We start from the raw sequence: 12124 nt of genomic DNA, 5'->3' as shown, positions 1-12124 counted from the left end.
GTGTAAGCCAGCTGGAAAAACTCGCCTAGCAAACCCAGCTGGCGCTGCTGGGTTGGTCAAGGTAGCGCTGCAGGTAGTCGGCGAAGGTTGCCCGGGCAATGGCCCGGGCGCCCAGGCTATGCAGGTGGTCGGTCGGCATCTGGCAGTCGATCAGGGCAAAGCCGGCCTGCTGCAGGTGCTCGACCAGGGTCACGAAACCTACCTTGGAGGCGTTGTCGGCGCGGCTGAACATCGACTCGCCAAAAAACAACCGGCCCATGGCCAGGCCGTACAGGCCGCCCACCAGTTCGCCGTTCTGGCGAACTTCAACCGAATGGGCGAAGCCCTGTTGATGCAGCTTGAGGTAGGCCGCCTGCATGCTGTCGGTGATCCAGGTGCCATCGGCGTAGTCGCGGGGCGCTGCGCAGGCTTTGATCACGGCGGCAAAATCCTGGTCGAAACTGACCTGGTAATGGCCCTGGCGGATGAACTTGCGCAGCGAACGCGATACGTGCAATTCGTCGGGAAACAGCACTGTACGCGGGTCGGGCGACCACCAGAGAATCGGCTGGCCGTCCTGGTACCAGGGGAAGCAGCCGTGGCGGTAGGCTTGTACCAGGCGCTCGGCGCTGAGGTCGCCGCCGGCGGCCAGCAGGCCGTTGGGATCGCGCAGGGCTTTATCCAGCGCGGGGAAGGTCAGGGTGTCGCGGCTCAACCAGGTCAGCATCGTCGTTCAATGGCGGAGTAGGGGAGGGCGCCCAGCATCGCTCCATTCCGGAGCCTTCGCAACTTGCATGGGCCTTTGTTGTCACACTTGCATAAAAACACCGCATAAGCCTTTGTCACAAAAGAAAATGCGTGCTCAAATTGCGATATAGGAAATTGGCCCCCGTTTACGCGTGTTTCTGGCGTGCCGCCATGGCGGTAGGCGGGCAGTAATGTTAAAAGTAGTGGTTTGTTGACTGTTCACATAGGTCAATCACTGTTGGACGCGCATTGAGCGCAGGAATAGACGCGTTTTGAAGAAATCCACCGCAACATCGAATCCCTTGCCTGTGCCGCAGTGGCGCCAGCAATTGCATTATCGCCTCAAGGAAGGCGCGCTGATTGCCATGGGGGCGCTGTGCCTGTACCTGTGGATGGCGCTGCTGACCTACGACCAGGCCGACCCGGGCTTCAGCCATACCAGCAATGTCGAGCAGGTGCAGAATGCCGCCGGACGTGCGGGTGCTTACTTCGCCGATGTCCTGTTCATGGTGTTGGGCTACTTCGCCTATATCTTCCCGCTATTGCTGGCGATCAAGACCTGGCAGATCTTCCGTGAGCGTCACCAGCCCTGGCAGTGGAGTGGCTGGCTGTTCTCCTGGCGCCTGATCGGCCTGGTGTTCCTGGTGCTTTCGGGCGCGGCGCTGGCGCATATCCATTTCCATTCGGCCGCCAGCCTGCCAGCTTCGGCCGGTGGTGCGCTGGGCGAAAGCCTTGGCGACCTGGCCAAGAACGCGTTGAACGTGCAGGGCAGCACCCTGATGTTCATTGCCTTGTTCCTGTTCGGTCTGACCGTGTTTACCGACCTGTCCTGGTTCAAGGTCATGGACGTGACCGGCAAGATCACCCTAGACCTGTTTGAACTGTTCCAGGGCGCCGCCAACCGCTGGTGGGCGGCGCGCAACGAGCGTAAGCGCCTGGTAGCGCAGCTGCGTGAAGTTGACGACCATGAGTATGACGTAGTGGCCCCGGTAGTGCCGGATCGCCGCGAGCAGGTCAAGGCCAAGGAACGCATCATCGAGCGTGAACCTGTCCCGAGCAAACCTGTCGCCGAGCGTGTGCAGCCGCCTGCGCCAGTGATCATGCCGGCGCAGGCCAAGGTGCCGGAGCCGAGCAAGCGTGTGCAGAAGGAAAAGCAGGCGCCTCTGTTCGTCGACAGCGCCGTCGAAGGCACCTTGCCGCCGATCTCCATCCTTGATCCTGCCGAGAAAAAGCAGGTCAATTACTCGCCCGAATCCCTGGCCGGTGTCGGCAACCTGCTGGAAATCAAACTCAAGGAATTCGGCGTTGAGGTCTCGGTGGACTCCATCCATCCGGGGCCGGTGATCACCCGTTACGAAATCCAGCCGGCCGCCGGCGTCAAGGTCAGCCGTATCGCCAACCTGGCGAAAGACCTCGCCCGTTCCCTGGCAGTGACCAGCGTGCGCGTCGTTGAAGTGATTCCCGGCAAGACCACCGTCGGTATCGAGATTCCCAACGAAGACCGGCAGATCGTGCGCTTCTCCGAAGTGCTGTCGTCGCCGCAATACGACGAAGCCAAATCGCCAGTCACCATGGCCCTGGGGCACGACATCGGCGGCAAGCCGGTGATCACTGACCTGGCCAAGATGCCGCACCTGCTGGTAGCCGGTACCACCGGTTCGGGTAAATCGGTGGGGGTCAACGCGATGATCCTGTCGATCCTGTTCAAGTCCGGCCCGGAAGACGCCAAGCTGATCATGATCGACCCAAAAATGCTCGAATTGTCGATCTACGAAGGCATTCCGCACCTGCTTTGCCCTGTGGTCACCGACATGAAAGACGCCGCCAACGCCCTGCGCTGGAGCGTTGCCGAGATGGAACGGCGCTACAAGCTGATGGCGGCCATGGGCGTGCGTAACCTGGCGGGCTTCAACCGCAAGGTCAAAGACGCCGAAGAGGCCGGTGAGCCGATCTACGACCCGATGTTCAAGCGCGAAAGCATGGACGACGTGCCGCCGCTGCTGAAAACCCTGCCGACCATCGTCGTGGTGGTCGACGAATTCGCCGACATGATGATGATTGTCGGCAAGAAGGTCGAAGAGCTGATCGCGCGTATCGCCCAGAAGGCCCGTGCCGCCGGTATCCACCTGATTCTCGCGACCCAGCGGCCTTCGGTGGACGTGATTACCGGTCTGATCAAGGCCAACATTCCGACCCGTATGGCCTTCCAGGTTTCGAGCAAGATCGACTCCCGAACCATCATCGATCAGGGCGGCGCCGAACAGCTGCTCGGCCACGGTGACATGCTCTACATGCCGCCGGGCACCAGCCTGCCGATTCGTGTGCATGGCGCTTTCGTGTCCGACGATGAAGTCCATCGGGTAGTCGAGGCGTGGAAACTGCGCGGTGCTCCGGACTACAACGAAGATATCCTCAGCGGCGTCGAAGAAGCCGGTAGCGGTTTCGACGGTGGTGGCGGCGGTGGTGGCGACGATGATGCCGAAACCGACGCGCTGTACGATGAAGCCGTGCAATTCGTCCTGGAAAGCCGCCGCGCCTCCATCTCCGCCGTACAGCGCAAGCTGAAGATCGGCTACAACCGCGCCGCGCGGATGATCGAGGCGATGGAAATGGCCGGTGTGGTCACCGCGATGAACACCAACGGCTCGCGCGAAGTGATTGCCCCCGGGCCATCCCGCGACTGATGAACCTTCCAGCCTGTGGCCAGCGACCGGCCACAGGCCCATCCATACTGCAACGAGGATTGCCATGCGCCTGATTCGCATGATGTTGGTTTCCGCTTTGGCCTTGTCCAGCGCTTCGGCATTTGCCGGTGAGCAGGATGTGGCACGCCTGACCCAGTTGCTGGAAAAGTCCAGAACCATCGAAGCCCGCTTCTCCCAGCTGACCCTGGATGCCAGCGGCACCAGCCTGCAGGAAACGGCGGGGCAGATGTCGGTACAGCGCCCTGGCCTGTTCTACTGGCATACCGATGCACCGCAGGAGCAGGTGGTGGTCTCGGATGGCAAGACCGTTACTCTGTGGGACCCGGATCTGGAACAGGCGACCATCAAGAAACTTGATCAGCGCCTAACCGAAACCCCGGCTTTGCTGCTGTCCGGTGACGTATCGAAGATCAGCCAGAGCTTCGATATCACCTCCAAGGAACAAGGTGACGTCATGGATTTCACCCTCAAGCCGAAAACCAAAGACACGCTGTTCGACTCCTTGCGTCTTTCGTTCCGCAAAGGCCTGGTCAATGACATGCAGCTGATCGACAGCGTCGGCCAGCGTACTAACATTCTGTTCACCGGGGTTAAAGCCAACGAAGCGATCCCGGCGAGCAAGTTCAAGTTCGACATCCCCAAAGGCGCGGATGTCATCTCCGAGTAAGAGGTAGTAGCGCCGTCCATGGATCTGTTTCGTAGTGACCCCGTAGCCCAGCCCCTGGCCGCGCGCTTGCGCCCGGCCAACCTGGACGAGTACGTCGGCCAGGAACACCTGCTGGCCCGCGGCAAGCCGCTGCGCGAGGCACTGGAAGCGGGCGCGCTGCACTCGATGATCTTCTGGGGCCCGCCCGGGGTCGGCAAGACCACCCTGGCGCGGCTACTGGCGCAGTTCTGTGATGCCCATTTCGAGACGGTTTCGGCGGTGCTCGCCGGGGTCAAGGAAATCCGTCATGCGGTGGACATCGCCAAGCAGCAGGCCGGGCAGTACGGGCGACGTACCATCCTGTTTGTTGATGAAGTGCACCGTTTCAACAAGTCGCAACAGGATGCCTTCCTGCCCTATGTCGAAGACGGCACGCTGATCTTTATCGGTGCAACTACCGAGAACCCTTCGTTCGAGCTGAACAATGCGCTGCTGTCGCGAGCGCGGGTTTATGTGCTCAAAAGTCTTGACGAGGCCGCGCTGCGCAAGCTGGTCAATCGCGCTCTGACGGAAGAACGTGGCCTGGGCAAGCGCCAGTTGCGCGTCGGCGATGAAGCCTTCCAGATGCTCATGGCCGCCGCCGATGGCGATGGCCGGCGCATGCTCAACTTCCTTGAGAACGCCTCGGACCTCGCCGAAGACGGCAGCGAAATTGGCGTCGAGCTGCTGCAAAGCCTGCTCGGCGACAGCCGCCGCCGTTTCGATAAGGGCGGAGAAGCCTTTTACGACCAGATTTCCGCGCTGCACAAGTCGGTGCGCGGCTCCAACCCCGACGGCGCGCTGTACTGGTTCGCGCGCATGCTCGACGGTGGCTGCGATCCGCTGTACATCGCCCGGCGCGTGGTGCGCATGGCCAGCGAAGACATCGGCAACGCCGATCCCCGCGCTTTGAGCCTGTGCCTGGCGGCCTGGGATGTACAGGAGCGCCTGGGCAGCCCTGAGGGCGAGCTGGCTGTCGCCCAGGCCATTACCTACCTGGCCTGCGCGCCAAAGAGCAATGCCGTGTACATGGGCTTCAAAACCGCCCTGCGTGAAGCCGGCGAGCATGGTTCGCTGGAAGTGCCGCTACACTTGCGCAATGCGCCGACCAAGCTGATGAAGCAACTGGGTTATGGCGACGAATACCGTTACGCCCATGACGAGCCGGATGCCTACGCAGCCGGCGAAGACTATTTCCCCGACAACCTTGAACCGCGCCATTACTACCAACCGGTACCGCGTGGCCTGGAATTGAAGATCGGCGAGAAGCTCAAACACCTGGCCGAGCTCGACCGCAAGAGCCCGCGGCAACGGAGAAAACCATGATTGCCGTGATCGCCGCCGTCAGCGCGGGCGGCATTGCCGGAACCCTGTTGCGTTTTGCCACGGCCAATTGGGTCAATGCCCACTGGCCACGCCACTTCTATCTCGGTACGCTGGCGGTCAATCTGATTGGCTGCCTGCTGATCGGCTTGCTCTACGGGCTGTTTCTGCATCGCCCGCTGGTGCCGGTCGAGCTGCGCGCGGGCCTGATCGTCGGGTTTCTCGGCGGTCTGACGACATTTTCATCCTTTTCACTGGATACCGTGCGCCTGCTCGAAAGCGGGCAGGCGCCGCTGGCCTTCGGTTATGCCGGGATCAGCGTATTTGGCGGGCTGCTCGCAACCTGGGCCGGCCTGTCTTTGACCAAATTCTGAACCAACGAGAGAACGACATGCTCGATTCCAAACTGTTACGCGGCCAACTTCAGGAAGTGGCGGACCGCCTGGCCTCCCGTGGCTTCAGCCTGGATGTCGCGCGCATCGAAGCACTGGAAGAACGCCGCAAGGTGGTGCAGACCCGTACCGAACAACTGCAGGCCGAGCGTAACGCCCGTTCCAAATCCATCGGCCAGGCCAAGGCCCGCGGCGAAGATATCGCTCCGCTGATGGCTGACGTCGAGCGCATGGCCAACGAACTGGCCAGCGGCAAGGTCGAGCTGGACGGCATTCAGGCCGAGCTGGATTCGATCCTGCTGGAAATCCCTAACCTGCCGGACGAAAGCGTCCCGGTCGGTGCCGATGAAGATCACAACGTTGAAGTACGCCGCTGGGGCACCCCGCGCACCTTCGACTTCGAGATCAAGGACCACGTGGCCCTCGGCGAGCTGAGCGGCGGCCTGGACTTCGAAACCGCAGCCAAGCTGTCGGGTGCCCGTTTCGCCCTGCTGCGTGGCCCGATCGCCCGCCTGCACCGCGCCCTGGCGCAGTTCATGATCAACCTGCATACCAGCGAGCACGGCTACGAAGAGGCCTACACCCCGTACCTGGTCCAGGCCCCGGCGCTGCAAGGCACTGGCCAGTTGCCGAAGTTCGAGGAAGACCTGTTCAAGATCAGCCGTGACGGCGAGGCCGACTTCTACCTGATCCCGACTGCCGAAGTGTCGCTGACCAACATTGTTGCTGGCGAGATCCTCGATGCCAAGCAACTGCCGGTCAAGTTCGTCGCTCACACTCCGTGCTTCCGCAGTGAAGCCGGTGCCTCGGGTCGTGATACCCGCGGCATGATCCGTCAGCACCAGTTCGACAAGGTCGAGATGGTCCAGATCGTCGAGCCGAGCAAGTCCATGGAAGCCCTGGAAGGCCTGACTGCCAACGCCGAGCGCGTGTTGCAGGCGCTGGAGCTGCCATACCGCGTGTTGGCGCTGTGCACCGGCGACATGGGCTTCAGTGCGGTCAAGACCTACGACCTGGAAGTCTGGGTGCCGAGCCAGGACAAGTACCGTGAAATCTCCTCGTGCTCCAACTGTGGCGACTTCCAGGCGCGCCGTATGCAGGCGCGCTGGCGCAACCCGGAAACCGGCAAGCCGGAGCTGGTCCACACCCTCAACGGTTCGGGTCTGGCGGTAGGTCGTACCCTGGTAGCGGTAGTGGAAAACTACCAGCAGGCCGACGGTTCGATCCGCGTGCCGGAAGTGCTCAAGCCGTACATGGGTGGCCTGGAGGTCATCGCCTAAATGGAGTTTCTGCCGCTGTTCCACAAACTGCGCGGCAGCCGTGTGCTGGTTGTCGGTGGGGGCGAAATTGCCTTGCGCAAATCGCGTCTGCTGGCCGATGCCGGGGCGGTGTTGCGGGTGGTCGCGCCCGAGATTGAAGCGCAACTGACCGAGCTTGTCCGGCACAGCGGTGGTGAAATCCTCAGCCGTGGCTATCAGCCAGGCGACCTCGATGGTTGCCAGCTGATCATCGCCGCTACCGACGATCAGGCGCTCAACGCCCAGGTCTCGGCGGATGCTCACCAGCGCTGCGTACCGGTCAATGTGGTCGATGCGCCGGCGCTGTGTTCGGTGATCTTCCCGGCCATCGTCGACCGTTCGCCTTTGGTGGTTGCGGTGTCCAGCGGCGGCGATGCGCCGGTGCTGGCACGCTTGATCCGGGCCAAGCTGGAAACCTGGATTCCGGCCGCCTATGGCGAACTGGCCGGACTGGGCGCGCGCTTTCGTGACAAGGTCAAGGCACTCTATCCGGACGTCAATCAGCGTCGTGGCTTCTGGGAAGATGTGTTCCAGGGCCCGATCGCCGAGCGGCAACTGGCCGGCCAGGGTGCTGAGGCCGAGCGTTTGCTGCAGGCGAAGATCGACGGTGCCAGCTATCAGGCACCAGGCGAGGTGTACCTGGTTGGCGCGGGCCCGGGTGATCCGGATCTGTTGACCTTCCGTGCCTTGCGCTTGATGCAGCAAGCCGATGTGGTGCTCTACGACCGTCTGGTCGCTCCGGCGATCATCGAATTGTGCCGCCGTGATGCCGAGCGCATTTATGTCGGCAAGCGTCGTGCTGACCATGCCGTGCCGCAGGATCAGATCAATCAGCTACTGGTTACCCTGGCTCGCCAGGGCAAACGAGTGTTGCGTCTCAAGGGCGGTGATCCGTTCATCTTCGGCCGTGGTGGCGAAGAGATCGAGGAACTGGCCGAGCAGGGCATTCCGTTCCAGGTGGTGCCGGGTATTACCGCAGCCAGTGGTTGCTCGGCGTATGCCGGGATTCCGCTGACGCATCGTGATTACGCCCAGTCGGTGCGCTTTGTCACTGGCCACCTCAAGGATGGCACCAGCAACCTGCCGTGGAATGACCTGGTGGCACCGGCGCAGACCCTGGTGTTCTACATGGGTCTGGTTGGCTTGCCGACCATCTGTGCCGAGCTGATTCGTCACGGCCGTGCTGCTGATACACCGGCAGCATTGGTTCAGCAGGGCACCACGCCGAACCAGCGGGTATTTACCGGGACATTGGCCGATTTGCCAGCACTGGTGGCTGAGCATGAAGTCCATGCGCCGACCCTGGTGATTGTCGGGGAAGTGGTTCAGTTGCGTGAAAAGCTGGCCTGGTTCGAAGGCTCTCAAGGCTAAAAAAGCATCGCCGGCAAGGCCGGCTCCCACAGAGGTTGTGTATCACATCGACCCTTGTGGGAGCCGGCATTGCCGGCATTGCCGGCGATGAGGCCTGCAGCCACTACCTCAATTGCCAGCCTTGTTCCAGATCCCTTTCCCTGGCAACTTCTCCCGATCATGCGCCACAGCAAAATCCTGCAACGGCCCTTTAGGCACAATCCCGTTCGGATTGATGGTCTTGTGGCTCATGTAGTAATGCTTCTGGATATGCTCGAAATTCACCGTCTCGGCCACCCCCGGCCACTGATACAACTCCCTTAGCCAGTTCGACAGATTCGGATAGTCAGCCAGGCGCCGCAAATTGCACTTGAAGTGCCCGTGGTACACCGCGTCGAACCGAATCAGCGTAGTGAACAACCGCCAGTCAGCCTCGGTCAGGTATTCCCCGGCCAGATAGCGGCGCTCGCCCAGATGCTTTTCCAGGCAGTCCAGCTCGGCAAACACTTCATCAAACGCCTGCTCGTAAGCCTGCTGCGAGGTGGCAAAGCCTGCGCGGTACACGCCATTGTTGATTGCCGGGTAGATCCGCTCGTTCAGCGCATCAATTTCGGCCTGTAGCGGTTCGGGATAAAGGTCGAGGCGGTTGCCGGTCAAGTCGTCGAAGGCATGGTTGAAAATACGGATTATCTCCGCCGACTCGTTGTTGACGATGCGTTGTTCCTGCTTGTCCCACAGCACTGGCACCGTGACCCGGCCACTGTAGTGCGGATCGTCGCGGGTGTAGCGCTGATGGAGGAAGTCCAGGTGATCGAGCTTGTCGCCGGTGGAGCCTTGGCTCTGGTCGAAGGTCCAGCCGTTTTCGCCCATTAGCCAGCTGACCACTGAAACGTCGATCAGGCTTTCCAGGCCCTTGAGCTTGCGAAAGATCAGGGTTCGGTGGGCCCAGGGGCAGGCCAGGGAGACATACAGGTGATAGCGACCCGCTTCAGCGGCGGGCAGTTGATTGCGCCGTTGCGCATTCTCGCGCTGGAATGCGCCGTCTTTGCTGCTTTGATACCACTGGTCATGCCAGCGTCCGTCGATCAACAGGCCCATGCTGAGCTCCTTGGCGATTCGTTCGAATATAGAGCCCAGTGTACGAGCTTGAGTTCGAACAAATAGCGCAAAGTCTGCGCCTGTTTAATCGACTTTGTTGATGGGTTGCCTTACGCCTGACGCTGATCCCAATAACGTTGCGCCTGTGCAAAGGCTTCATCGCGGTGATGACCCAGTCCGCGCAAGGCCAGGGCCATGGTCGCAACCACGGCGAGTTCACCGTAGCTGTCGCGGGCTTCGCCGCGCCAAACCGTCAACAGATGCTCAGGCTCAAGGTTCGCCGGTTTGACATGGCGCTGGGCCGCCAGGGCTGGCCATTCTTCATCCCATTCGATGCCGTTTGCCGTGCCATACAGGTGGCTGCTGGTATCCGGGTTGATCTCGATTTCGCCGCCATCGCCCTTGACCACGATGGCGGTGTCGCCGAGCAGCCGGCTGGCTTCACGATGCACCGCCTGGTAACCCGGGTGGAAGATACTCTGCAGGCCGCAACGGGCGCCCAGCGGATTGAGCACTCGAGCCAGGGAATGAATGGGCGAGCGCAGGCCCAGGGTGTTGCGCAGGTCGATCATTCGTTGCAGGCGCGGTGCCCAGTCCTGCAGCGGGATAAATGCCAGCTGCTGGCTGTCGAGGGCCTGGGCAACGGCATTCCAGTCACGGCACAGCGGGATCTGCAGCAGTTCAAGCACTTGCTCGGTGTACAGGCGTCCTGCAGTGTGGGCGCCGCCGCCATGCAACAGGATGCGCACGCCGTTGGCGGCCAGGCACTTGGCGGCAAGCAGGTACCAGGGCAGGTGGCGCTTCTTGCCGGCGTAGCTCGGCCAGTCGAGGTCCACCGCGATCTGTGGCGCGTCCAGACGCTCACGCAACGCTTCGGTGAAACCGGCCAGTTCCTCCGGGCTTTCTTCCTTGTGCCGTAGCAACATCAGGAACGCGCCCAGCTGGGTTTCTTCGACCTTGCCGTCGAGCAGCATGCCCATGGCTTCGCGGGCCTCTTCACGGTTCAGGCCGCGGGCGCCGCGCTTGCCTTTGCCAAGGATGCGCACGAACTGGGCAAAGGGGTGTTCGGCCGGGGTTTCGGTGATCAGCGGGCGAGGATCGGTCATATGCAATTGGTTGGCTTCGGCAGGCCCGCAAGCTTCGCGGCGAGTTTGGCGGGAGTGCCTTTGAACAGGCGGTTCAGGTGCATGCTGTTGCCTTTTTCCGGGCCCAGCTTGAGTGCGGTGTACTTGATCAGCGGGCGGGTTGCCGGCGACAGTTCGAACTCCTGGTAGAAGGCACGCAATAGCGTCAGCACTTCCCAGTGTTCGGGGGTCAGCTCCAGTTGTTCGTGGGCGGCGAGGGCGGTGGCGACTTCGTCAGACCAGTCGCTGAGTTCGACCAGATAGCCATCCTTGTCCAGGGCGATGCTGCGCTCGCCTACAGTCAGGGTATTCATAGCCAGCTGTTGACCTTGTCGTAGTCCAGCGACAAGGCGACAAAGGCCGGGTAGTCGATGGCCCGAATGTTGTCGTCCGTGCCAATGGCGCGTGCTTGCAGGTCTTCTTCAAGGGCGAACAGGCGGCCTTGCAGGTTGCTTGCTTGCAGGCTGGCCAGCGGCGCGCTGCCGGGCTGCAGGGCATACACCGCATCGCCGCAGAGCAGCAGGCCATCCGCGCTGCCAAGCAGGCGCAGGCAGCTGCTCAGGCGATTGTCGCCGAAGGGCGAGTGAGAAATTACGTGCAAGGTGCTCATCAGAGGGTAATCACCTGGTCAAAACGGTCGATCAACACGGCCAGCGCGGCATCATCCAGCACTTGCACCGGCAAGCTCAGGGTATCTAGGGCCAGGCCGCGCTCCTGCAGGCTGCTATTGGCGACGAAGAGTTCTTCGACGCCAAACATCGGCAGGGCCTGCAGATTGGCGGCCAGGTTCTTCTGTTGCAGCTGGGCGGGTTGCTGCCCTGGCGCGAGCTGGAACACCCCGTCGTCGAGAAACAGCATGCCCAGCGGCAGATCAAAGGCGCCGCCGGCCAGGGCGATATCCAGTGCTTCACGGGCAGAAGGGCCGGTCCAGGGCGCCTGGCGGCTGATAATCAGCAAAGACTTGGCCAATTCAATCGCCTCCAAAGCAGATCAACCGATCGGCGCTTTGTGCGCCTTCGTGCAGCTGACCAAGACCGGACAGTTCCCAGGGCGCTGGCAGGTTCACTGCCGGGCGCTGATAGCGTTGGGCTTCTTCAGCGTTGAGCACGCCACGGCGCAGGGCGGCGGCGATACACACGACCGCATCGAGCTGATGCTCGCTGATGAAGGACCGCCAATTGGCAGCGACATCCAGTTCATCCTGTGGCGCAACCACGTTGGCTGAAGCGCTGTGCACGCCATCCTGATAAAAAAACAGCCGGACAATTTCATGCCCACCGGCCAGTGCTGCCTGGGCAAACTGCAGAGCGCGGCGCGAGGAGGGCGCGTGGGCTGGAGAAAAAACCGCAATGGCGAACTTCATGGAAGGCTCATTCAGCAAAACTGCGCCAATAATAAAGCAAAAAGCCCGCAGCAACATGCC

13 protein-coding genes are annotated in these 12124 nt (G+C 61.7%); 6 read left to right on the top strand and 7 right to left on the bottom strand.

The genetic code is table 11. From position 1 onward, the window contains the following. Positions 1 to 25: 25 nt before the first annotated feature. Positions 26 to 706 carry a leucyl/phenylalanyl-tRNA--protein transferase gene (aat, locus tag ACVI9W_RS03250; RefSeq protein WP_038612788.1) on the bottom strand — a complete coding sequence of 227 codons (681 nt, stop codon included), beginning with the start codon at positions 704 to 706 and terminating at the stop codon, positions 26 to 28. Positions 707 to 998: 292 nt separating this feature from the next. Here aat and ftsK point away from each other — a divergent pair, with 292 nt between their 5' ends. From ftsK to cysG, 6 genes are all read left to right on the top strand, one after another. Then, complete coding sequence (gene ftsK, locus ACVI9W_RS03245) at positions 999 to 3410, top strand: DNA translocase FtsK (protein ID WP_461529185.1); 2412 nt, start codon at positions 999 to 1001, stop codon at positions 3408 to 3410. A gap of 64 nt (positions 3411 to 3474) precedes the next feature. After that, entirely contained in the window at positions 3475 to 4098 is a 624-nt protein-coding gene (lolA, locus tag ACVI9W_RS03240) for an outer membrane lipoprotein chaperone LolA (protein ID WP_038612784.1), read from the top strand. Positions 4099 to 4116: 18 nt separating this feature from the next. Further along, positions 4117 to 5442 (top strand): replication-associated recombination protein A, encoded by a 1326-nt coding sequence (locus ACVI9W_RS03235; RefSeq protein ID WP_461529184.1) that lies wholly within the window; start codon positions 4117 to 4119, stop codon positions 5440 to 5442. Beyond that, on the top strand, positions 5439 to 5813 hold the full coding sequence (gene crcB, locus ACVI9W_RS03230; RefSeq protein WP_038612780.1) for a fluoride efflux transporter CrcB: 375 nt from the start codon (positions 5439 to 5441) through the stop codon (positions 5811 to 5813). The genes ACVI9W_RS03235 and crcB overlap by 4 nt, the downstream gene beginning before the upstream one ends. A gap of 17 nt (positions 5814 to 5830) precedes the next feature. Further along, positions 5831 to 7111 carry a serine--tRNA ligase gene (serS, locus tag ACVI9W_RS03225; protein WP_422415036.1) on the top strand — a complete coding sequence of 427 codons (1281 nt, stop codon included), beginning with the start codon at positions 5831 to 5833 and terminating at the stop codon, positions 7109 to 7111. Beyond that, positions 7112 to 8500, top strand: coding sequence for a siroheme synthase CysG (gene cysG, locus ACVI9W_RS03220; protein WP_038612776.1), 1389 nt, complete (start codon positions 7112 to 7114; stop codon positions 8498 to 8500). It begins immediately after the preceding gene. Positions 8501 to 8608: 108 nt separating this feature from the next. On the opposite strand, the gene ACVI9W_RS03215 is transcribed toward cysG, so the two are convergent. From ACVI9W_RS03215 to tusD, 6 genes are all read right to left on the bottom strand, one after another. Next, entirely contained in the window at positions 8609 to 9577 is a 969-nt protein-coding gene (locus ACVI9W_RS03215; RefSeq protein ID WP_461529183.1) for a glutathione S-transferase family protein, read from the bottom strand. Positions 9578 to 9687: 110 nt separating this feature from the next. After that, the gene (locus tag ACVI9W_RS03210) at positions 9688 to 10683 is read right to left on the bottom strand and encodes a glycosyl transferase family protein (RefSeq protein WP_461529182.1); all 996 of its coding nucleotides are present in this window, start codon (positions 10681 to 10683) and stop codon (positions 9688 to 9690) included. Further along, a complete protein-coding gene (locus ACVI9W_RS03205) occupies positions 10680 to 11015 on the bottom strand; it encodes a TusE/DsrC/DsvC family sulfur relay protein (protein ID WP_038612770.1) in 336 nt (111 codons plus the stop codon). Before ACVI9W_RS03205 ends, ACVI9W_RS03210 begins: the two co-directional genes overlap by 4 nt. Beyond that, positions 11012 to 11311: a sulfurtransferase complex subunit TusB gene (gene tusB / locus ACVI9W_RS03200; protein ID WP_191832094.1), complete on the bottom strand. Its 300-nt coding sequence runs from the start codon at positions 11309 to 11311 to the stop codon at positions 11012 to 11014. Before tusB ends, ACVI9W_RS03205 begins: the two co-directional genes overlap by 4 nt. Then, entirely contained in the window at positions 11311 to 11670 is a 360-nt protein-coding gene (gene tusC, locus ACVI9W_RS03195) for a sulfurtransferase complex subunit TusC (protein ID WP_461529181.1), read from the bottom strand. Before tusC ends, tusB begins: the two co-directional genes overlap by 1 nt. A gap of 1 nt (position 11671) precedes the next feature. Further along, complete coding sequence (tusD, locus tag ACVI9W_RS03190) at positions 11672 to 12064, bottom strand: sulfurtransferase complex subunit TusD (RefSeq protein ID WP_191832093.1); 393 nt, start codon at positions 12062 to 12064, stop codon at positions 11672 to 11674. Positions 12065 to 12124 lie beyond the last annotated feature (60 nt).

It is taken from the genome of Pseudomonas sp. 210_17 TE3656, assembly GCF_054821965.1.
Note: the sequence above shows the minus strand (reverse complement) of the source record. Positions and strands in the feature narration are given on the sequence as shown.

Excerpts from the sequence above, each read along its gene's own strand:
- tusB (WP_191832094.1), bottom strand. The coding sequence starts at position 11,311 with ATGAGCACCTTGCACGTAATTTCTCACTCGCCCTTCGGCGACAATCGC.
- tusD (WP_191832093.1), bottom strand. The coding sequence starts at position 12,064 with ATGAAGTTCGCCATTGCGGTTTTTTCTCCAGCCCACGCGCCCTCCTCG.
- lolA (WP_038612784.1), top strand. The coding sequence starts at position 3,475 with ATGCGCCTGATTCGCATGATGTTGGTTTCCGCTTTGGCCTTGTCCAGC.
- crcB (WP_038612780.1), top strand. The coding sequence starts at position 5,439 with ATGATTGCCGTGATCGCCGCCGTCAGCGCGGGCGGCATTGCCGGAACC.
- ACVI9W_RS03215 (WP_461529183.1), bottom strand. The coding sequence starts at position 9,577 with ATGGGCCTGTTGATCGACGGACGCTGGCATGACCAGTGGTATCAAAGC.
- serS (WP_422415036.1), top strand. The coding sequence starts at position 5,831 with ATGCTCGATTCCAAACTGTTACGCGGCCAACTTCAGGAAGTGGCGGAC.
- cysG (WP_038612776.1), top strand. The coding sequence starts at position 7,112 with ATGGAGTTTCTGCCGCTGTTCCACAAACTGCGCGGCAGCCGTGTGCTG.
- ACVI9W_RS03210 (WP_461529182.1), bottom strand. The coding sequence starts at position 10,683 with ATGACCGATCCTCGCCCGCTGATCACCGAAACCCCGGCCGAACACCCC.
- ACVI9W_RS03235 (WP_461529184.1), top strand. The coding sequence starts at position 4,117 with ATGGATCTGTTTCGTAGTGACCCCGTAGCCCAGCCCCTGGCCGCGCGC.
- aat (WP_038612788.1), bottom strand. The coding sequence starts at position 706 with ATGCTGACCTGGTTGAGCCGCGACACCCTGACCTTCCCCGCGCTGGAT.
- ACVI9W_RS03205 (WP_038612770.1), bottom strand. The coding sequence starts at position 11,015 with ATGAATACCCTGACTGTAGGCGAGCGCAGCATCGCCCTGGACAAGGAT.